General features: G+C 40.5%; 19 protein-coding genes and 1 pseudogene. 14 read left to right on the top strand and 6 right to left on the bottom strand.

What is annotated here, in order from left to right:
* Positions 1–69: 69 nt before the first annotated feature.
* Entirely contained in the window at positions 70–1206 is a 1137-nt protein-coding gene (locus V7K36_RS04430; protein ID WP_334825628.1) for a cob(I)yrinic acid a,c-diamide adenosyltransferase, read from the bottom strand.
* Positions 1207–1429: 223 nt separating this feature from the next.
* On the opposite strand from V7K36_RS04430, the gene fraC reads away from it, so the two are divergent.
* From fraC to V7K36_RS04415, 3 genes are all read left to right on the top strand, one after another.
* Positions 1430–1969: a filament integrity protein FraC gene (fraC, locus tag V7K36_RS04425; protein ID WP_335092682.1), complete on the top strand. Its 540-nt coding sequence runs from the start codon at positions 1430–1432 to the stop codon at positions 1967–1969.
* Positions 1970–2033: 64 nt separating this feature from the next.
* The gene (gene fraD, locus V7K36_RS04420) at positions 2034–3041 is read left to right on the top strand and encodes a septal junction protein FraD (protein WP_335113545.1); all 1008 of its coding nucleotides are present in this window, start codon (positions 2034–2036) and stop codon (positions 3039–3041) included.
* A gap of 110 nt (positions 3042–3151) precedes the next feature.
* Positions 3152–3931, top strand: coding sequence for an ABC transporter permease (locus tag V7K36_RS04415; protein ID WP_335113806.1), 780 nt, complete (start codon positions 3152–3154; stop codon positions 3929–3931).
* Between the two features lie 112 nt (positions 3932–4043).
* On the opposite strand, the gene V7K36_RS04410 is transcribed toward V7K36_RS04415, so the two are convergent.
* A complete protein-coding gene (locus V7K36_RS04410; RefSeq protein WP_335113543.1) occupies positions 4044–4700 on the bottom strand; it encodes a pentapeptide repeat-containing protein in 657 nt (218 codons plus the stop codon).
* A gap of 295 nt (positions 4701–4995) precedes the next feature.
* On the opposite strand from V7K36_RS04410, the gene folD reads away from it, so the two are divergent.
* The 3 genes from folD to V7K36_RS04395 all read left to right on the top strand — a co-directional run bounded on the left by folD (position 4996) and on the right by V7K36_RS04395 (position 7714).
* Positions 4996–5883, top strand: a complete 888-nt coding sequence (folD, locus tag V7K36_RS04405) for a bifunctional methylenetetrahydrofolate dehydrogenase/methenyltetrahydrofolate cyclohydrolase FolD (RefSeq protein ID WP_335113541.1) — start codon at positions 4996–4998, stop codon at positions 5881–5883.
* Between the two features lie 166 nt (positions 5884–6049).
* Positions 6050–6982: a geranylgeranyl diphosphate synthase CrtE gene (crtE, locus tag V7K36_RS04400; protein ID WP_335113539.1), complete on the top strand. Its 933-nt coding sequence runs from the start codon at positions 6050–6052 to the stop codon at positions 6980–6982.
* A 276-nt stretch (positions 6983–7258) separates the two neighbouring features.
* Positions 7259–7714 carry a divergent PAP2 family protein gene (locus tag V7K36_RS04395; RefSeq protein WP_334825639.1) on the top strand — a complete coding sequence of 152 codons (456 nt, stop codon included), beginning with the start codon at positions 7259–7261 and terminating at the stop codon, positions 7712–7714.
* 144 nt (positions 7715–7858) lie between these two features.
* On the opposite strand, the gene V7K36_RS04390 is transcribed toward V7K36_RS04395, so the two are convergent.
* A complete protein-coding gene (locus tag V7K36_RS04390) occupies positions 7859–8524 on the bottom strand; it encodes a hypothetical protein (RefSeq protein WP_335113537.1) in 666 nt (221 codons plus the stop codon).
* 621 nt (positions 8525–9145) lie between these two features.
* Between V7K36_RS04390 and V7K36_RS04385 the strand changes: the two genes are divergently transcribed.
* From V7K36_RS04385 to V7K36_RS04365, 5 genes are all read left to right on the top strand, one after another.
* Positions 9146–9595 carry a hypothetical protein gene (locus tag V7K36_RS04385; RefSeq protein ID WP_335113535.1) on the top strand — a complete coding sequence of 150 codons (450 nt, stop codon included), beginning with the start codon at positions 9146–9148 and terminating at the stop codon, positions 9593–9595.
* 35 nt (positions 9596–9630) lie between these two features.
* The gene (locus V7K36_RS04380; RefSeq protein WP_335113533.1) at positions 9631–10068 is read left to right on the top strand and encodes an NUDIX hydrolase; all 438 of its coding nucleotides are present in this window, start codon (positions 9631–9633) and stop codon (positions 10066–10068) included.
* 82 nt (positions 10069–10150) lie between these two features.
* Entirely contained in the window at positions 10151–10468 is a 318-nt protein-coding gene (locus V7K36_RS04375) for a hypothetical protein (RefSeq protein WP_335113531.1), read from the top strand.
* Positions 10453–10767: an aspartyl protease gene (locus V7K36_RS04370; RefSeq protein ID WP_335113529.1), complete on the top strand. Its 315-nt coding sequence runs from the start codon at positions 10453–10455 to the stop codon at positions 10765–10767. The genes V7K36_RS04375 and V7K36_RS04370 overlap by 16 nt, the downstream gene beginning before the upstream one ends.
* A gap of 192 nt (positions 10768–10959) precedes the next feature.
* On the top strand, positions 10960–12063 hold the full coding sequence (locus V7K36_RS04365; RefSeq protein WP_335113527.1) for an AI-2E family transporter: 1104 nt from the start codon (positions 10960–10962) through the stop codon (positions 12061–12063).
* Positions 12064–12151: 88 nt separating this feature from the next.
* Here the strand turns inward: V7K36_RS04365 and V7K36_RS04360 are convergent.
* Positions 12152–13525, bottom strand: a pseudogene (locus V7K36_RS04360) (sensor histidine kinase).
* A gap of 271 nt (positions 13526–13796) precedes the next feature.
* Between V7K36_RS04360 and V7K36_RS04355 the strand changes: the two are divergent.
* From V7K36_RS04355 to V7K36_RS04345, 3 genes are all read left to right on the top strand, one after another.
* The gene (locus tag V7K36_RS04355) at positions 13797–15398 is read left to right on the top strand and encodes an alkaline phosphatase D family protein (RefSeq protein ID WP_335113525.1); all 1602 of its coding nucleotides are present in this window, start codon (positions 13797–13799) and stop codon (positions 15396–15398) included.
* 230 nt (positions 15399–15628) lie between these two features.
* The gene (locus V7K36_RS04350; protein ID WP_442948437.1) at positions 15629–16912 is read left to right on the top strand and encodes an AAA family ATPase; all 1284 of its coding nucleotides are present in this window, start codon (positions 15629–15631) and stop codon (positions 16910–16912) included.
* An 8-nt stretch (positions 16913–16920) separates the two neighbouring features.
* On the top strand, positions 16921–17457 hold the full coding sequence (locus V7K36_RS04345; RefSeq protein ID WP_335113521.1) for a hypothetical protein: 537 nt from the start codon (positions 16921–16923) through the stop codon (positions 17455–17457).
* Positions 17458–17464: 7 nt separating this feature from the next.
* On the opposite strand, the gene V7K36_RS04340 is transcribed toward V7K36_RS04345, so the two are convergent.
* Complete coding sequence (locus V7K36_RS04340; RefSeq protein WP_335113519.1) at positions 17465–18283, bottom strand: TlyA family RNA methyltransferase; 819 nt, start codon at positions 18281–18283, stop codon at positions 17465–17467.
* Positions 18284–18718, bottom strand: a complete 435-nt coding sequence (locus V7K36_RS04335) for a DUF29 family protein (RefSeq protein WP_335113517.1) — start codon at positions 18716–18718, stop codon at positions 18284–18286.
* Positions 18719–18914 lie beyond the last annotated feature (196 nt).

Raw genomic sequence — 18914 nt, 5'->3', positions numbered from 1 at the left:
GTTTACCATTTTGGTAAACAAATTCATTATGTTTCTAGAAAATCTAGCATATCAACTAATCAGCAACGCCTAAAAATCTACCCCTCGTTTAAGTTCTACACCTTGATTTGCATAGTGTTTGTGACAATAAACCTCTGAGTGGACGCTAGCTAAGTCGAAGTACGCCGGTGGATTTTGACAGCGACCAGTGATGATGATTTCGGTATCGCGGGGTTTGCGGAGTAAAGCTTGGACAATGGGTTCAACGGGGAGTAGTTCTAAGTCAACGGTGGGATTTAGTTCATCGAGAATAATAGTTTTATACAGTCCAGAGGCGATCGCAACTTTTGCAATTTCCCAACCCCGTTCGGCTTCTACGTAGTCTAATTCTTGCCGGGAATTTCGCCAAACGATGGCATCTCCACCGCAGCGCTGATGATCTACCACTTCTGGATATGACTGCTGCAAGGCGGCGATCGCTGCATCTTCTGTGTAGCCACTACCACCTTTAAGCCACTGCATAATCAACACACGGGTAGACCCTGGATGATTGATTCCCCTACCAATGGCCTGTAAGGCTTTGCCCAAAGCACTAGTAGACTTGCCTTTCCCAGCACCAGTATAAATTTCAATCCCTTCAAGTAAGAGGGCTTTGGCTGTTGGATGGTGATGAGGTTTCATTTCTGAGTGCAAATCTGCAATATCAAGCAACTTTTGCGGTGCAGCGCGTCCGGTAGCAATGATTTCCAATTCTTGAGGTTTGGATTTTAATGTCTGTACGACTTCATCCACTGGTAGCAAACCCAAATCCAGAACGGGGTTAATTTCATCCAAGACCACAACTGAATATAAACCACTGGCGATCGCACCTTTGGCTACATCCCAACCCCGTTCCGCTTCATCTCGATCAAAGGTGGTAATTTCTTCTGGCCCAAAAAATTCGGCTCTCCCAGTGCGAACCTGGTCAATTAAATGCGGAAAACCGCGCTGTAAAGCTGCGATCGCGCCATCTTCGTCATAATCACGCCCCGGCCCTTTTAAAAACCGCAGCAGTAAAACGCGGTTAGAATTGCTAGGCATATTTATCCCCAAGCCAATGGAGCGCAAAACCACCCCTAAAGCCGCTTGGGACTTACCTTTACCCACGCCATCATAGACGTGAATTTGACCAATGAGCCGTTCTTGGCGCACTTGCGCCGTGCGAATCCCGATACCGTTCCTTGTCATCTCTCGAAAAGCTATAACGTGGCAGTCTTTAATCTTACCTAACCTCTTGTACTCTCATCTTAGAAACTGCCCCTCTAGCGCGTCCGTACAAGTATTAATAATATCAATAGAGGAATACTGGTACACCAGCATGCTAAAGGACAAGAACAATGGAATAATTTCCCCCATCACCCTCACTATCCCAGTTATACTCACTACAGTTAACCCTTACCGTTGACCATTTATGCCCGAAAATTGGATGCTTCCCAGGATTTTTCCCATTGGTGGAATTCTGTTTGACTTTTTATTTGTACTAATTGCCATCCCCATCGAAGCCTATGTTTTGCACTATCGACTAAAATTTGACAAAAAATCCAGTACTTTTTATGCCATTTCTATCAATCTGTTTTCTAGTGTAATTGGTTGGTTCATATTTTTTGTATCAGAACCAATGTTGCCGATAGAAGTAAAATCAGAATTAATTAATTATATGTTTTTTAATAACTTTAAATCACCCAAGTCCCAAACTTTAATTATCTTAGCTGCCTTTATAATTTTTTTTGCTACTTTTTTGATGAAGTTTTTCCTATTAAGGGTATTACTACTATCATTGAATGAACCAGTTACTAAAAAAGAAGAGGAGCCTCAAACTTCTCAACGGCGGCGATGGCGTAGTTTTACCAATCTTAAATTCCAAAGTACCAGTTTAGTTACTACTACATTAATAGCGAATTCTCTGAGTTATACTGTGATCACAATTATTTTATTATTTCGTTCAAAATAACAAGAATGGACTTGTTGGATTCAGAGGAAAAATAGTGATTAATTAATCAGGTGAAGGAAAGAACATGAATACGCTATTTAAAGATGTATTTGGGATTTTTAAATTTACTGAAGGGCTTTATGCGGGAATTAGAAAGGTATTAGTTCCACCCAAAGCTTATTCTTGGCAAACATTTATTTATTTGAGTGTTTTCTCTTGGGTACTTTCATATTTTGCTATAGGTTATATCAAAGATATTATTGCCTTTTTTGGTTGGTTATTTTTAATTGCCGGCACATCTTGGTATACAACTGAAGATCCTTTGAGGGTTCCTGGTACTTTTATGCCAGTCGGGGCAGTGATCACTGGATTTTTAGTAAGTGTTTTTGCATTTGGAAATCAAGAGGATGTAATTACACCAAGAACAATAGTTTTTTGGCCGACAATTTCAGCAATAATTACGGCAATACCAGAATTTATTGAAGGAAATGACACCGACGCTAAAGCTCGGATTCCTAAGCCAGAAGACCGCCAAAGAATCATAATTTTAGTTGCTAGTAGTATGCTGCTAAGTTGTTGGATTCAGTTTTACTTTGTGATGGATAATTGGTCACGACAATATCCTAGTTTACAGGCAGATACTTTTAAACGTAGTACCTTTGTAGTGAGAACAGAAGAACCAGTAAAAATCCCCCAAAACGGCGTTATAATTCTAGAAAAACTTCAACCAATAGTAGTAGAACAAATAGCCCAAAGACCTTGGTCAGAAGTAGAGAAATGGTTGCTAGATGCGAAACAGCGTGTAGGAACTATCGGTAGGGAAGTAATTAAAATCAACCTGGGTCAATATGAAGAGAAGGAACTATGGCGGGTTGAACCGCGTGTAGCTAATACTAAGTCTGGATATATATTAGATTTATTAAGTATTTGGATAGGCCCGAGTTCTAACCCACGGGGCTATTACTTGAAAAAATCTTGTCGCATTGAACCAGTTGCAGCAACCAATAATTCTGGGAATAAGATTACAGTTGCAGAAATTGAATGCGATCGCCTCAATAAATTTATTCCTGGATCACCGCCGCCGCAGCAGTGAAGATGGGGAGTAGGGAGTAGGGAAGAAGAACCAATGCCCAATGCCCAATGCCCAATGCCCAATGCCCAATGCCCAATGCCCAATGCCCAATGCCCAATGCCCAAAGAAAAATGACTATTAACAGAATTTTTGTATTGGCAAAGAATGTGTTTCAGGAAGTGGTTCGCGATCACATCCTATATATTATTGGTTTTTATGCGCTAATACTCGCCACCGCCTTCCGCGTCCTTCCTGAATTTGCAGCTACGACTGAAGACAAAATGTTTTTAGACTTTGGCATGGCGGCGATGAATGCTATCGGGTTAATTGTGACAATATTTGTTGGTACGGGACTGGTTAATAAAGAAATTGAAAAACGCACTATCTTAATGTTAATTGCTAAACCTGTCAGTCGCACCGAAATTATCATCGGCAAATACTTGGGTTTATCCGCAGTCCTAGCTGTACTTATCACCACGATGACAGTAATTTATCTGGTATTTCTGCAATTTAGTAACATTCCTCATCCAACGATGAGCATTCTAATTGCGGCAATTTTCTTATTTTTGCAGTTGTCATTAATTACCGCCGTGGCTATTACCTTCGGTGTTTTTACGGCTTCTCTCCTAGCGACTATTTTAACCTTTGCGGTATATTTAATCGGAAATATTACTCCAGATTTAGTACAACTTGGGCGTCTTAGCCGCAACCCTGGTATGGAACATCTAACTCAAGGTTTGTTTCTCATCTTGCCAGATTTATCTCGATTAGATTTGAAAAATGATGCTGTTTACGGTCTGCAAGCACTACCTGACACAACTGCACTGATTACAAATGCTGGCTATGGCTTACTTTATAGTGTCATGTTGTTAGCGATCGCTAGTCTTATCTTCTCACAACGCGAATTTTAATTCAAAACTCAGAATGAGCAATTAGGAATTACATATAACAGACGCGATTAATCGCGTCTCTACTCCTAACTCCTGTACAGACGCGATTAATCGCGTCTCTAATGACTAATAACTAATAAATCACTATCTGAGGTTGCTCAATTGTGCCATCAGGCATGATAGTATCCCGGAACTTAGCATAAATCAGGTTTGTCTTCCAAAGGTTTGCCTTACTCAAGTTTGCCTTAGTTAAATTTGCCCATGTCAGGTCTGCACCAGTTAAGTTAGCCCCAGTCAAATTAGCTTCTAGTAATTTTGCTCCACATAGCTTTGCTCCTGCGAGATTTGCAAAACTTAAGTTAGCTTCAATCAGCGATGCTTCAATTAATTTGGCTTCACTTAAGTTTGCTTCTCTCAAATCCACATCACACAAAGAAGCACCCCAAAGATTACTACCTGTGAGTTTCACCCGCCATAAGAAAGTTCCGCACAAATTTGTTCGTGTTAAATCAGCATTAATCAAATTGGCTTCACACAAAGATGCTTCATACAAATTAGCTTCACACAAATTAGCTTGGATCAAATTTGCCCCACTTAAATTAGCACGAGTCAGAACACAGCCAGACAAATTTGCACCACACAAATCCGCTCCGATGAAGTTAACACCACTTAAATCAATTCCTTTTAGGTCAATTCCCCTCAAGTCACATCCACTGAAATCTCGGCGCTTCAAATATTTATTTGTGATTTGATTTAATATAAATTCCTGTTGTTGGGCATAATTTTTCATCGTATTCACCTCTGGGTGTAATTTATCTCAAAGGTCGAGCGTGATAGTTACCGTATATTGAGAGTACACCCCAAATAGAGATAAGCTCAGTAAATAATCAAAAATAAATTTCTCAAAAATCGTCAATCACCTAAAACTACGCTTTTTCAGTAATCTTTAAAACAAAAAATGCTGACATAAGTCAGGAAATGTTCATACAACAGGAATCGGGAGTCAGTTTTATTAAAACTGAATTGGTATTCTAGACCAGAAACGGCTGAGTTTTGATAGAAGGCGAATATAGCTGGGAATTCTCATGGAAACAAAAACTGCCAAACTCCTTGATGGTAAAGCACTAGCTGCAAAAATTCAGCAAGAACTTTCTGTTGCCATTACACAATTACAACCAAAAATTGTCCGACCTCCTGGTTTAGCAGTGCTGATGGTTGGCGATAATCCAGCGTCAGCCGCTTATGTACGTAATAAAGAAAAAGCCTGCGCTAAAGTTGGTATCGCCTCTTTTGGTAAGCATTTTCCCGTCCAAACTACCCTTGAGGAGTTAGAACAAGCGATTGCTGCACTCAACCACGATGAACGAGTGGATGGCATTCTTGTGCAGTTGCCCTTACCTAACCACTTGGATGCTGTGGCTCTGCTACATCAAATTGATCCCGATAAAGATGCTGATGGATTGCACCCAGTTAACTTGGGGCGACTGGTACGGGGAGAAACTGGTTTACGCAGTTGCACCCCGGCTGGTGTGATGCGGCTTTTACAAGAGTATGAGATTCCTTTGCAGGGAAAACAGGCAGTAGTGGTGGGACGCAGTATTTTAGTGGGTAAACCAATGGCGCTGATGCTATTAGAAGCTGATGCCACAGTCACGATTGCTCACTCGCGATCGCATGACCTGAAAACCATCACCCAAAATGCTGATATTCTAATTGCAGCAGTAGGTCGTCCCGGGTTGATCTCTGCTGACATGGTGAAACCGGGCGCTGTTGTGGTAGATGTGGGGATGAATCGTGTCACCGATGCTAGTGGCAACAGTCGCTTAATTGGCGATGTCAACTTTGAATCAACCGCTAAAGTAGCAGGATTTATTACCCCCGTTCCTGGTGGTGTTGGTCCGATGACTGTCGCCATCTTGTTGCAAAATACATTTGTCAGCTATTCCAAGGCAGCAAAAGAAGAAAGAGAGTGAGGAGTTAAAAGTTAAGAATTATTAATCCTAACTCCTGTACAGACGCGATTAATCGCGTCTCTCCTGTACAGACGCGATTAATCGCGTCTCCTCATTTTTTCAGCGCCACAGCATCTTAAAATTGTGACGTATAAGACAAAAATCCCAAAATGTCAGGAATTAAAGAATGGTAGCAACTGATAACGTTCAAAAGACACCACCAGAGGAAGCCACGTTTAACTTAGCAGTCTATCTGAAAGAGCGACAAAAGCTTTGTGATACTGCTTTAGATCAGGCTATCCCGATCATTTATCCAGAAAAGATTTATGAGGCGATGCGCTACTCGTTATTAGCTGGAGGCAAGCGTGTACGTCCCATTCTTTGCCTTGCTACCTGTGAAATGATAGGTGGAACTATCGAAATGGCCATGCCAACGGCTTGTGCTGTGGAGATGATCCACACAATGTCGTTGATTCATGACGACCTCCCAGCGATGGATAATGACGATTACCGTCGTGGCAAGCTGACGAATCATAAAGTTTATGGCGAAGATGTGGCGATTTTGGCTGGGGATGGCTTGTTGGCTCTCGCTTTTGAGTTTGTTGCCATTCAAACCCCCGAAAGCGTTAAGAGAGAGCTAGTCTTGCAGGTAATTGCCCGTCTTGGTCGGGCGCTGGGGGCAGCTGGTTTGGTCGGCGGTCAAGTTGTCGATTTAGAATCGGAAGGTAAATCAGATATTTCCCTAGAAACGCTAAATTTCATTCATAAACACAAAACAGCCGCTCTTTTGGAAGCTTGCGTAGTTTGTGGCGGGATCATAACTGGGGCATCACCTGAAGATGTGCAGCGACTGACCCGTTATGCTGAAAATATTGGGCTAGCATTCCAAATCATCGATGATATTCTGGATATCACTGCTACTCAAGAGCAATTAGGCAAAACAGCTGGTAAAGACCAAAAAGCGAAGAAAGTGACCTATCCCAGCCTTTGGGGGCTTGAGGAATCGCGCTCAAAAGCCCAAGAGCTAGTGAAAACAGCTTGTGTGGAATTAGAACCATTTGGAGACAGAGCCAAACCACTCCAAGCGATCGCTCATTTTATTACCAGTCGCAGTAACTAGTACCGCTTTGCGGAATTCGTAAATCGTAATTCCTATATCACAAGCGTTTGATTGATTTGGAATGGGTGGTTTATTCACGCTATGCTGTACTATACCGCCCAGAGGAATTCACTCATTCAAAATTAAAAAAGCTTATCAAGTAAGCTTTTTGGCTATTTTGAATAATTGATCTGTTTCCGCCGTGATGTACTAGATTAATTTTGGATTTTGGGTTGAATCTAAATGTTTCCTCAACCAACAACTGCTGCTAATATTTACTAACCTAACCAAAATACCATGCAGGACATAGGCAACATTTTAGACAACCGGGTGCTGCTGGTTGCTCTGGTCGCTTGTTTAATTGCTCAAGCACTAAAGCTTGTAATCGAGATCGTCAAACATCACAAACTGAATGTGCGTGTTTTGGTGACAACCGGAGGGATGCCCAGTGCCCATTCAGCTTTAGTTACAGCTCTTGCGGCTGGTGTCGGGCAAACACTTGGTTGGGCATCTCCTGATTTTGCCGTTGCGATGATTTTTGCAATCATCGTCATGTATGATGCAGCCGGAGTTCGCCAAGCGGCTGGTAAGCAAGCTCGTATCCTGAATCAAATGATTGATGAATTATTTGATGAAAAACCAGACTTTAGCCAAGACCGTCTAAAGGAATTACTCGGACATACACCAGTTCAGGTAATAGCTGGGTCGGCTTTGGGTATAACTATCTATTGGTTAGCTAGGTCTGCTTATTAAGCTAGGGCAATGAATCTTTGTTTGAGCGGCTATTAATAATTACTAAGTGGTAACTTGTCAACCAATTTGGAATTTTGGACTTCGGCTAGTTGACAAATTACCACCCTGGTAGATCGCATCAGTATTCCAGAAAACTTAATATCACTACAACCGCACAGTTGAGCGCAGCAGAATCACCTTACGACTATCTACTATGCTGGCAATAAAACCGCGATCGTTCAGCTTCTGCAATGTGTTGTATGCTTCAGTTTGGTTGGTGGTATAAACTGCCAACAAGTAAGGGCGTTGTCCATAAGAAACAAAACCTACCTTACCTCCCACTAATTGCTGCACACTATTTACTAGTTCTGGACGGTTGTAATAATCTACCAGCACTGCATAACCCTCTCCTAAGGCTTGAGGATTATAGCTGACTGTCTGCTGAGGTGGCTGTAACTGTGGCTGCACATCTGGCGTTGTTGGTCGAGTGGTAATTATGGCAGACAACCCAACAATATTGCTGACATATCTCGCCCAACGATTGGCATCGTCAATTTTATTAAAGCCCCCGACTCGCGTCACAGTTTCGTTGAGATATTTGCAGGTGATGGTCTTAAGTTCAGACGGTAAGGCACTACGCAACTGCTTTTGATTATTTGCTGTGGGACTGACTACTAATAAAAGATACTCACCTGCATTTGGTGGTTGACAAACGGGAATGGCTTGTTGGGCAAAGACAGAACTCATGCCACCAATCAACCCTGTGTAAGCGAAGCTCGTCGTAGATATCGCTAATCCTAAAACACTTGGTAAAGTCTGAAATCTATGCACAAAAGTTAGATTATGTAAATCAAGGTGTCCTAGAAGATTTTATAAGAAAAAAGCTGAAAACCCAGCTACTTCAGTATGGGGATTAAAGGAGTGTTAAAAAATATATTTTGTTACTCAAAAATAAAATTAGGGAGTCAATACGGTTCGGTTAAGATCCCCACGCCTGCGGCGACCCCCTTTTTAAGGGGGGGTTGGCAGGGTGGTTTCATACAAGCAGAGAAAAAATCAAACTGAGTTTCAAAGCCTCTCCCCGAAGCGGGGAGAGGAATGGAAGTGGGGTAAAAAGCCATGTTACAAAACGAGAATCAAGACTTATGTATTTTTCTTTCTTCGTATGAAACCACCCTGCTTTTTAAGGGGGGGTTGGGGGGATCTTCGAGGAATAAACACCTTAAGCGAACCGTATTGATTAGGGAGTGGGGAAGGCAGGGGGTTAGGTTTTTGATTACTGAATCGATGGTCTAGCGGAGTCAACAGTCAAAAATCCAGCCAGAGTGAAAATATTGGTTCTTGACTTTTAGCTATTATTGTGATTCTGTTTGATGTCGTGGCGTTTTTCTCACAGTAAATCCATAATGTTTATTTTCTACTGACTTAATAAAACTAGAGACAAAGCAAGCAATGACGCAAAAATTTGCTCAATCGGTGGCTTTGATGGAACAAGCGAGAAATTTGTCCCTTTCGTTCTTATGCGGACACAGCATTGTTTCCTACCGCCTGGGGTTGATTTTTTTCTTGGTGGTGGGACTTTGTAGTTGTGGTAGTTTGCCTTCGTCTGGCTTGAATGGGGCTAACTTAAAAATTGGCACTAATGTCACCCCAATTAGAGAAATTAAACCAAAACAAGACAATCAGGCTATAGTTTATATCCAAGGTCAGGTAGAAAAGCAAGCTCCTCTGATGAAGCAGTGGGCTTATCAAATTAATGACTCGACTGGCAAAATTTGGGTTGTCACCCATCAAAAGAATCTCGCCGAGGGAGCACAAGTGGTGATTAAGGGTAAAGTTCGCTACCGAAGTGTCCCCTTAGCTGGTAAAGAATTGGGGGAAGTTTATCTAGAAGAAGAGTAATCAGCAATTAAAAATTAACATATAAAAATGAAGATATGAACAATCAACCGGTGCATGTAGCGATCGCAATTCTCTACCAAAAAAACAAGTTTCTCATGCAACTGCGCGACAACATCCCCAGTATTCTCTACCCTGGTTACTGGGCGCTATTTGGCGGTCATATCGAACCTGGTGAAACCCCAAAGGTAGCAGTGAAGCGAGAAATTTTAGAAGAAATCGGCTACATATTACCACCTTTTGTTGAATTTGGCTATTATCCCGGCGAAAGAGTTGTCCGTCATGTCTTTCATGCACCACTCTTGATGGAATTAAATCAACTGGTTTTGAATGAAGGCTGGGATATGGGGTTATTGACCCCAGAAGATATTCGCCAAGGTAACTGTTATTCGCAAAAGGCTGGCGAAGTACGACCTTTAGGGAGTATGCATCAGCGAATTATGTTGGATTTTATCGAGACAAATCAACAAGCCTAATCAAAGAGAATTACTGTTTGCTAAACAGCTATTAGTTGCCCAGTTTGAAGTAGTGTGGAAAATATAGATTTGAGAACCAACTATGACTGAAGCAAAATCTAATCGTACAGTATGCTGGGGGAGAATCTTCCCACAAATTCAGTGGACTCAAGAACAGAAAGCCCAATGGAAAGCTGAACATAAAGCATTTAAAGAGCGCTGTCAACCAATTTTTGATCAGGTACAACAGTCATTAATTAAAACTTACTATAACTGGTACATGGCAGTTGAGCCAGAAAGTGGAGAATATTTTATTAATAAGAATGCATTAGGAGTTGCACACAAAGCACATGAAAAATACCCAAATGCTAGGCTGCACGTTTTCCGCATCAATGAAACTGGAGTATGCGGCAGTGTATGATTTATGGCAACTTTGGTGATGAGGATGAATTATTTTTTGAGATAGAATTGATGGCTGGTAACGGATTAAAAATACAAGTAGAAGCACTTTTTGATACAGGTTTTTCTTGGTGGCTGGCAATTAATAATCAAGATTTAGAAGCACTTGATTGGATTTATGTCGAACAGCAAACAATGCTTACGGCTCAAGGAGATGCAGAATTTGACATTTATTTAGGAAAAGTGCGAATTAATCGAGAAGATTTTCATATTCCTGTGTATATGGCACAAGGACTAACAGAAGTTTTACTTGGTCGCTAGTGGTTAAAAAATCGACGGTTAGTAGTAGATGTGCCATTTAAAGTGTTAATGCTGGGATAATAGTTAAGCAACGTTGCCTGAAATCGCTGCATTACTGACTGCAATCAATAAAGGTGCAAATGCCACCACTACGATTATTCCCCAGTTCCCAGAAGCCAAAATAAAGTTATAACTCTTGTGGAGTCATCACTAATGCAATCAGCAAACAAACTGCCGCGATGGTTAACTATAGGATTGGCATTTCCCATTGCCATTCTCAACGGCTGGCTATTGCTCCAAGTTGTGCAGTATTTTCAACCGTTGGTGAGTATTATTGCCGCCGCCATCTTACTGGCTTTTGTCTTGAACTATCCAATCCAGTTTCTCCAGGAACAAAGGGTAAAACGCAACCTAGCGATCGCTGGAGTGTTGCTTTTGACTGTGGTGGTTTTAGGAGCTTTAGGCATCACCTTAGTTCCCCTGATTATTCAACAGATCGTAGAGCTAGCTAATATTTTGCCCAGCTGGATTGATTCTGGTACTCAGCAGCTGCAAGCTTTCCAGGATTGGGCATTAAGTCAACAACAGCTTCCGATTAATTTAAGTGGTTTATTTACCCAAGTTCTGGAACGATTATCTAACCAACTCCAGTCTTTCACTGGTAGAATTCTTGGTTTTGCCGTCGATACCATTGGTATTGTCCTTAACGTGTTGTTGACAGTAGTACTGACTATCTACTTAATATTAAATGGCGAACGTCTTTGGGACGGAATTTTTCTGTGGTTTCCCCCTAACATTGGGTTAAAAGTGCGGGAATTATTGCGAGAGGATTTCCACAATTACTTCATCGGTCAAGCAACATTGGGAGCTGTGTTAGGAGTGACAATTATACTGGCGTTTTTGGCGCTGCAAGTTCCCTTGGCTTTACTTTTTGGCATCGGTATTGGTTTGTTTTCTCTCTTCCCCTTTGGTACAGGAGTAGGTATCGCCATAGTAAGTTTGTTGGTAGCGCTGCAAAACTTTTGGTTAGGAGTTGAAGTCTTAGGTGTAGCTGTTGCGATCGACCAAGTTAATTCTAATTTTATTGCACCTCGAATTCTTGGTAATTTGACTGGTTTAAATCCCGTGTGGGTGGTGATTTCTTTACTGTTGGGGGCAAAGTTGGGAGGAGTGCTGGGTTTATTAATCGCGATCCCTATTGCCAGTTTTATCAAGGATATAACAGATAGCTGGCGGGCTGGAGAGTTTAAGAAGCTAGATGATATCGAGTCAGAACCTGTTACGATCGCTAGTGAGCCAGCACGAACTTATAGTTAAAGTTTAATATGTAAGTGAACGAAAACTAATAATGTTGACTATCTATTTTGGAATTTTGAATTGTTATTGCTTGGTTTTTCTGAACTTGTTAAGAATTAAGGGGAACTGGAATTCTAATCATAAACTCAGTCCCTTCGCCAACAGCTGATATACATTGCAGTTGACCACCGTATTTTTCCACAACAATTTGATGGCTAATAGATAGACCTAATCCAGTTCCTTTACCAACGGGTTTAGTGGTGAAAAATGGATCAAACAACTGCTTTTGGAAACTCTCTGGAATTCCTGGCCCATTATCGGAAATGCGAATAATTACTTGCTTGTCATTAGTGATTTAAGTCTGAATGCAAATTTTTCCTTTATCCCTTACCAATGACGAATGACGAATGACGAATGACTCTTCTAGAGCATCAATAGCATTCGCCAAAATATTCATAAATACCTGATTGAGTAACCCAGCGTAGCACTGAATTTTGGGAAGATCACAGTATTCCTTAACTATGTTTATACTTCCATTGGTTTCGTGATTTTTGAGACGACTTTGTAAAATTACCAGGGTACTATCAATACCTTCATGGATATCAACTGATTTTTTCTCAGATTCATCGAGACGAGAAAAATTTCGTAAGGAAAGAATGATTTGCTCGATTCGCTTGGTACCAACCTGCATAGAGGTGAGAAGACGGGGAAGATCGGTGCTTAAAAAATCTAGTTCAATTTCTGCGATCGCAGTTTTAATTTCCGCTTTTGGTTCAGGATAACATTCTTGATACAATCTAATCAGATCGAGTAAATTTTGACTGTATTTGATGGCGTGGACAAGGTTGCCAGCAATAAAGTTGATGGGGTTATTGATTTCGTGGGCAATACCAGCAACAAGTTGTCCTAATGCAGCCATTTTTTCATTCTGAACTAATCGCGTATAGTTATGTTGAAGATCATTAAAGCCTGCTTTAGCGACTTTAGATTGTTCCTCTACCTGCTGTAGATCAATAAGTGTTAAAACATGAATTTTGGAGTAGGCTAAAAGTAATTGATGAAAATCAACCAGCTTATATTTTCCAGACATAGTTTTAACTAAAATCGGCTCATAAGCAACTTCAGGCGATCGTTCCAAAATTGCCTGAGTCGCATTGACAATGAGCATATCCTCAGAAAAGGCTAATATCTTTGGCTGGAAAAACTTGTAAAGAATTCTAATCGGTCTTTTAGAAAATAGTGCCAAACTATAAGGGTGGGTCATCTGCTCAAAAAATTTCCGCCGCGAAATTATCCCCACATACTGTTGATTATTATTTAGGATAATCCCCGGTAGTAAAGGTTCTTGGTTAAAGAGTATAGCTAAATCATTGCTCGGACACTCTACTTCGATGTCAACCTGCCAAAATGGTAATTCTTGCAAAGTTGACTTTAATCGCAGGTTGGATTCATTACCATTTGTCATGCCATCCATAGTCAGCATACTCTCAAGCCTTGGGTGCTGAGATAATATTTCTGGTAACATCTTGGATATCCGTGCCTATAATTTCAAAGTTTATCAATCGTTACAAACTTATCTTTCCCAGATTGCTAGCCAAAATTCACAGTGTAGATGTGGGAATATAGAGTACTTCAGCGAATCGAATATTTTAATTTTTTATTAACCGTTAGATAACTTACTCTTTACTTATTTTTCTAACAGAATGTGTTAAACACTTATCCTGTAACACTTCTTAAGTTTGCCATTATTTAGTATGGAATCTAATCACTCATTGAAGCTAAACCGCCGCCAGTTTTTGATGCGTTCAACGATCACAGCAGGTGGAATTATTGCCACAAATCTTGTATCCAAATCACAAGTTTTTGCTCAAGCACCTGGAATTATCACCTCTGATAAAATGCGTCCTGCCATACCTTATGGTGTAGCTAGCGGAGATATCTGCAATGATAGCATTGTCATTTGGAGTCGGAGCGATCGCCCTGCCAAAATGATCGTAGAATATTCCACCAGCGAATCTTTTCGCAATGTGCAGCGAGTTGTGGGGCCGAATGCTTTAAAAAATAGCGACTTTACAGCCCGACTTTATCTGAGGAACCTCCCACCAGACCAAAAATTATTTTATCGGGTGATTTTCCAAGATTTAGATTATCAAGGTACCTACAGTGCTCCTGTTTATGGCACTTTCCGAACTCCCTCTAAATCTGGGCGAGATGTATTCTTTGTTTGGGGTGGAGACACTGCTGGTCAGGGATGGGGGATTAATCCTGAGTTCGGTGGTATGAAAATTTACGAAAGTATGCGTCAACTTAATCCCGACTTTTTCATCCATTCTGGCGATAATATTTATGCTGATGGCCCCATTCAAGCAGAAGTAACTTTAGACGACGGCACTATTTGGAAAAACATCACTACACCAGAAAAATCCAAAGTAGCAGAGACTCTCACAGAATTTCGTGGCAACTATATTTACAATTTGCTGGATGAAAACATTAAGCGTTTCAACGCTGAAGTTCCCATATTGGCACAGTGGGACGACCACGAAACAAGGAACAACTGGTATCCTGGGCAAATTATCCTCAACGATGACCGTTATACAGTTAAGGATGTTAACTTGCTAGCCGAAAGGTCAAGACAAGCGTTTTTAGAATATCTGCCTATTGGATATACAAGCGATAATCCAGACAAAACGAAAATTTATCGCTCCTTTAAGCATGGGCCATTAGTAGACATTTTCATGCTAGATGAGCGCACCTATCGGGGGCCAAATAGCCCCAATAATCAGCCAGTACCAAGTAAAAAAACAGAATTCGCGGGCAGAACACAAATACAATGGTTAAAAAGGCAATTGCTTTCATCAAAGGCAACATGGAAAGTGATTGCTAGTGATATGCCTTTGGGGCTGATAGTTAGAGATGGTACCACAGACTTTGAAGCTTGGGCTAATGGAGACAGACCGCCTTTAGGAAGAGAACTAGAACTTGCAGATTTACTGCGATTTATCAAAAACAAGAATATCCAGAATGTTGTTTGGTTAACTGCTGATGTACATTATGCAGCAGCCCACTATTACGACCCCAGCAAAGCGCAGTTTACCGACTTTAAGCCTTTTTGGGAGTTCGTTGCTGGGCCTCTTAACTCTGGCACATTTGGGCCAAACGAGTTGGATAATACCTTTGGTCCACAATTAATATTTCAAAGTCTTCCTCCAGGTACAAAAGCAAATCGACCGCCAAGTGAAGGTTTGCAATTCTTTGGAGGAATCAAGATTGATGCTAATACAAAGGTGATGACGGTGACACTACGTAACTTAGTAGGGAAAACTCTTTACAGTGTAGATTTGCCACCAGAAGCATAAATCTCTAAAAGCACAGGGAAATTGAGCCAGTTGGATAGAGTAATTACGCAATTTTTTACTCTGTCTGCTGGCTTTGCTGTTTTTTGCTGATATCTTGAAGAAGAAAAAACTTTGACGTTGCTGAATGAAGCTATGATTTAATCACGCAGAGGCATAGAGAGAAGCTTGCAGTTAAGCAATGCCAAAAACATTATAGTAGAAGTAAAATCCTAGTATTTTTGGAGTTGATGATGCTTAAGCAACTCATCCTTGAAAATTGGAAAAGTTTCTGTTACGCAGAGCTTCCACTTGATCCGTTGACTGTTCTCATTGGTACAAATGCGAGTGGTAAGTCTAATGTGGTTGAAGCGCTGGAGTTTTTACAAAGAATAGCTAAAGGTGAGAATATTGAAGCAGCTTTAGCAGGAGATAAAACGCTTACTTCTATTCGCGGTGGTGTAGAATGGGCTGTAAGAAAATCAGAAAAGAAGGAAACTGAGTTTACATTAAAGATATTAGTTCAGAGTGAGGATGAACAAACAGATTATTTGTATGTGATTAATATAAGTACATTACATATAGTCCAAGTTAGAGAAGAATATATTGAATTTCAATCACTTAGTAAAACTAGTATCTCTAATTATGTCAATAAAATTTTTACGAAAAGTTATATTTCCTCTAATAGAAGTGGATTAAAACAAATAGACTCTCGTATTAATATAGATGAATTTCGACAATTTAATGATTTTTTAAATAAAGATGAAATTCTTCCAGTATTAGAAATTAAAAGTGAGGAAGTTGAAAAAATATATAATAAATATCTACCAATAAGGCAGCAGTTCAAAGATTGTATAATACACAATCTAGAAAATATTCTAATCTTTAATCCCATTCCTTCTAAAATGCGTGATTATTCACGTCTTTCTGAAAATCTAGAGAGTGATGGTTCTAATATTGCTGGTGTACTAGCAGCATTGGATAGTGAACAAAAAACCAAAGTTGAATCAACTCTATCAGCATATATCAAAGATTTACCAGAAGGTGATATTAAAAAAATATTTGCAGAACCAGTTGGTAGACTTAAAACTGATGCAATGCTTTATTGTGAAGAAGAATGGAAACCTGGGGAAATAATACTAATAGATGCTAAAACTATGTCCGATGGAACCTTACGTTTTATAGCAATTCTCACAGCCCTGCTTACCCGACCAGAAGGTAGTCAACTAGTAATTGAAGAAATAGATAACGGTCTTCACCCCTCGCGTGCAGAATTACTAGTAAAAATACTGCGAGAGATTGGCAGCGAAAGAAAAATTGATATTTTACTTACTACCCATAACCCCGCTTTACTTGATGCTTTAGGCCCAGAGATAGTTCCTTTTGTGGTTGTCGCACACCGCGATTCTGAAACTGGAGAAAGCAAACTTACTCTTTTAGAAGATATTGAAAATCTTCCTCTTTTACTAGCATCAGGGACTTTAGGCAGACTAGCAACTAAAGGTGCAATTGAAAAGAGTCTTTCTGATAATAAGTAAAACGCAATATGAGAAAGGTTCTGATTATTGACACATCAATACTATGTGTATATCTGGGTGTACCTGGTAAAGAAACTTGTGGCTCTGATAATGATAAATGGGATCAGAAAAGAGTTAAAGCCCGTTTTACAGAAGAAGAAAAACAAAGTGCAAAGTTTATACTACCACTAGCGACAATTATAGAAACTGGTAATCACATTGCACAAGCTAACTCTAGGCGATATGAAATTGCTCAAGCTTTCGCTGATATTTTAGTTAAAGTAGCAGATGGATTGATACCTTGGGGAGTTTTTGAAACTCAAGTAGGTGAACTTTGGAATTCAGAACAATTAAAACAGTTAGCTACGGAATGGCCGACTCTAGCATCTAGAAAGATTTCCATCGGAGATGCGACAATTAAGACTGTAGCTGAATATTATGCTAAAACCAGTAGCACTTTCCAAGTAGAAATTTTTACGGGCGATGGGGGACTGAAGGCTTATGAACCAGCTACCTCAGCACCTAGACGCCGAAGCGATCGCACCAAAAGCGTAAAATATCCTTGAGCCACGTTTAACTCTTCCGTAAATCAGTTGTTGCTGATTGCGTTATTTGTTTAATTCCCTCTAAATCAGGTGGTGGTGTTTCACTTTCCATTCCCAACCACAAAAGATATTCAATATTCCCAGCCGGGCCAGTGAGAGGCGACCAAGTTAAGCCTTTGTATTTCCATCCTAATTCGTGGGCTGCTTGCAACACCTGGAAAATAGCATCAGCTTGGTCGTTTGGATCTCGCACAACGCCTTTTTTACCCACACGCGATCTACCGACTTCAAACTGTGGCTTGACTAACAGCACAGCTTCGCGGTTAGCTTGAGTTAGTTGCCACAAAGCAGGCAGAATCTTAGTTAAAGAAATAAACGATACATCGACCACCGCCAAATCAGGAATCGAGTCATCCTCGCCATATAATTCATCTGGTCGTAGTTGTCGTAAATTGGTACGTTCCCGCAAAATCACCCGCGAATCATTTCGCAACCGCCAGTCAACTTGTCCGTAACCGACATCAATCCCGTAAACTTGTTTTGCTCCAGCTTGCAAGAGACAATCAGTAAAACCACCAGTAGAAATGCCACCATCTAAACAAATGCGCTCTGCTACGGGAATGGCAAATACTGACAAAGCTTTGGAGAGTTTTTCACCCCCTCTAGAAACAAAAGGCGATCGCACCTTAATATTTATTTGGGCTGAAATATCAACTTCTGTACCCGCTTTATCAACTAACTGCTGATTAACAGTGACTTCCCCCGCCTGAATTAGCCGTTGTGCTAAGGCGCGAGAAGAACATAAATTTAACTCTACTAATAGTGTGTCGAGTCGCTGTTTAGCCAATTAATTAGACTCTCCTGGTAAAATTAAACCCAAAGCACGATTGATAATTTCTTCTTGGTTAACAACTTTTTCTAATTCTTCAGGCTCATAACGACCTTCTTCTACTTCTAAGGAAGCCTCATCAATGGCATTTAAATAGGCTTCTGCTAATATTTCTAACAATTCTTCTGGCGTGAGATAATAACCCCCCGCTTTACGAGCCTTATTTTCCCTCTGAATTTCCCGAACCGAATTCCGAATAGAGACTTCCCAAGAACGAATCGTGCGATTTTCAGCTTGTTGTTTAATCAGATGCAACAATAGAATCACTGCATAGCTACGAATCGTTTTGATGATGTCATTTCGGCTCATTTCCTCTAATTCTTCCACGATAAGCAATGCTCCTTGAACATCGCCCTTAACAAGCAAGCCTTTCAAAGTTAATAATTCTTCCATAATCAGCGCCTCAAACATCGGCAACTTCTATTGTGGCTTATGGCGGTTCTAGTCCACTCTAGTAATTTATGAGCGATCGCATTCCTTAGCCAGTCTAATTCAACTGTCCAGCTTACAATAAATACTAAAGGAGTTTTATCCTTCCTAACCAGTGGTCTAAGACTACGGAGGAAATATTATTAATTTTTGCATAAAT

It is taken from the genome of Nostoc sp., from assembly GCF_036919555.1.
GTDB lineage: Bacteria > Cyanobacteriota > Cyanobacteriia > Cyanobacteriales > Nostocaceae > Nostoc.
The sequence above is the reverse complement of the archived record's forward strand: the minus strand, read 5'-3'. Positions and strand labels throughout refer to the sequence as shown.

Bases quoted from the DNA above. Each gene is read 5' to 3' on its own strand.
- V7K36_RS04410 (WP_335113543.1), bottom strand. From the start codon at position 4,700: ATGAAAAATTATGCCCAACAACAGGAATTTATATTAAATCAAATCACA.
- crtE (WP_335113539.1), top strand. From the start codon at position 6,050: ATGGTAGCAACTGATAACGTTCAAAAGACACCACCAGAGGAAGCCACG.
- V7K36_RS04375 (WP_335113531.1), top strand. From the start codon at position 10,151: ATGACTGAAGCAAAATCTAATCGTACAGTATGCTGGGGGAGAATCTTC.
- V7K36_RS04370 (WP_335113529.1), top strand. From the start codon at position 10,453: ATGCGGCAGTGTATGATTTATGGCAACTTTGGTGATGAGGATGAATTA.
- V7K36_RS04395 (WP_334825639.1), top strand. From the start codon at position 7,259: ATGCAGGACATAGGCAACATTTTAGACAACCGGGTGCTGCTGGTTGCT.
- fraC (WP_335092682.1), top strand. From the start codon at position 1,430: ATGCCCGAAAATTGGATGCTTCCCAGGATTTTTCCCATTGGTGGAATT.
- V7K36_RS04385 (WP_335113535.1), top strand. From the start codon at position 9,146: ATGACGCAAAAATTTGCTCAATCGGTGGCTTTGATGGAACAAGCGAGA.
- V7K36_RS04380 (WP_335113533.1), top strand. From the start codon at position 9,631: ATGAACAATCAACCGGTGCATGTAGCGATCGCAATTCTCTACCAAAAA.
- V7K36_RS04430 (WP_334825628.1), bottom strand. From the start codon at position 1,206: ATGACAAGGAACGGTATCGGGATTCGCACGGCGCAAGTGCGCCAAGAA.
- V7K36_RS04350 (WP_442948437.1), top strand. From the start codon at position 15,629: ATGCTTAAGCAACTCATCCTTGAAAATTGGAAAAGTTTCTGTTACGCA.
- V7K36_RS04415 (WP_335113806.1), top strand. From the start codon at position 3,152: ATGACTATTAACAGAATTTTTGTATTGGCAAAGAATGTGTTTCAGGAA.
- V7K36_RS04345 (WP_335113521.1), top strand. From the start codon at position 16,921: ATGAGAAAGGTTCTGATTATTGACACATCAATACTATGTGTATATCTG.
- V7K36_RS04335 (WP_335113517.1), bottom strand. From the start codon at position 18,718: ATGGAAGAATTATTAACTTTGAAAGGCTTGCTTGTTAAGGGCGATGTT.
- folD (WP_335113541.1), top strand. From the start codon at position 4,996: ATGGAAACAAAAACTGCCAAACTCCTTGATGGTAAAGCACTAGCTGCA.
- V7K36_RS04365 (WP_335113527.1), top strand. From the start codon at position 10,960: ATGCAATCAGCAAACAAACTGCCGCGATGGTTAACTATAGGATTGGCA.
- V7K36_RS04355 (WP_335113525.1), top strand. From the start codon at position 13,797: ATGGAATCTAATCACTCATTGAAGCTAAACCGCCGCCAGTTTTTGATG.
- fraD (WP_335113545.1), top strand. From the start codon at position 2,034: ATGAATACGCTATTTAAAGATGTATTTGGGATTTTTAAATTTACTGAA.